1 protein-coding gene is annotated in these 1,217 nt (G+C 62.1%); it reads right to left on the reverse strand.

Annotated features, from left to right (window positions below; translation table 11 throughout):
• Positions 1-67: 67 nt before the first annotated feature.
• Positions 68-1,021 (reverse strand): RluA family pseudouridine synthase, encoded by a 954-nt coding sequence (locus NW844_RS02245; RefSeq protein ID WP_414333102.1) that lies wholly within the window; start codon positions 1,019-1,021, stop codon positions 68-70.
• Positions 1,022-1,217 lie beyond the last annotated feature (196 nt).

Here is a 1,217-nt window from a genome sequence, read left to right on the forward strand (position 1 = left end):
TCACGGGGATCAGCATGAACCCTGATTGGACAGGCCAGACAGGGCCGAGAGCGACCCTAGAAGCTGCCTATCCGGCCTGGCTGCGCAACTGCCGCAGCAGCCGCTCGAACTCTTCCGGCAGGGGGGCAGTAAACTGCAGCGGCTGGCCAGTGCGCGGGTGGACAAAGGAGAGCTTCCAGGCGTGGAGAGCTTGGCCGCTGAGTTTGACGGGGCTGGTTTTGCTCTGGGTATAGAGGGGATCCCCGACAATGGGCAGGCGCAGGTGGGCGGCATGCACCCGAATTTGATGGGTGCGGCCGGTCTCCAGTTCAAACTGCATCAGGGTGTAGTTGCCCAGGCGCTCCAGCACCTGCCAGTGGGTTACCGCCGCTCGCCCTTGGCCAGAGGGCAAAACCGCCATCTTCTGCCGCTCCACCGGGTGGCGGCCAATGGGGGCAGAGATCGTGCCTTGGCTCTGGGCTGGCCGGCCAAACACCACCCCTAGGTAGATGCGCCGAGCCGTCTTGGCCTGGATCTGGGCCTGCAGATGCTGGTGGGCCTGATCGTGTTTGGCAATCACCAGGGCGCCGGTGGTGTCCTTGTCGAGGCGATGGACGATCCCTGGGCGCAGCTCGCCGTTGATTCCAGAAAGGTGAGGACAGTGGGCCAGCAGTGCGTGCACCAGCGTGCCGCTGGCATGTCCAGGAGCAGGATGCACCACCAGACCGCGCGGCTTGTTGATGACCAGCAGATCCTCATCTTCGTAGAGAATGTCTAAGGGGATCCGCTCCGGCTCCAGAGTTGTAGGGGTGGCGGGCGGGATCCGCACCTCAATCTCATCCCCGGCTTGCAGGGGGCGATCCTTATCCAGGCAGGGCCGCCCATTGAGCCAAACCTGGCCCTGGCAAATGAGCTGCTGCAGGCGCGAGCGCGACAGCTCCGGCAGTTGTTCCGCCAACCCCCGATCCAGCCGCAAGCCCTGCTGTTTTTCCGTCACTCTTACCTGGCGAATTGCTGCCACCGGATCCCTGGGGCCTTCCATTTGCCCTGTTTCCGCAAACTGCTGCTTTGAAAACATTGTGGCAGAGCGGTTACTTTTGCATTAGGTAAAAAAGGGCGAAGATTTGTGGCAGCTTTTTCAGCCGGATCCTGGCGAGATTGCCTTTGTCTCCTCCCCTTCTCAGCCGTCTCTGGGGGCGTTGTGCCGGGATTCTAGCCCCAGGAAAACCCTCAGTACA

The sequence above is a fragment of the Synechococcus sp. H55.2 genome, from assembly GCF_047462495.1.
In the GTDB taxonomy this organism is placed as follows: domain Bacteria; phylum Cyanobacteriota; class Cyanobacteriia; order Thermostichales; family Thermostichaceae; genus Thermostichus.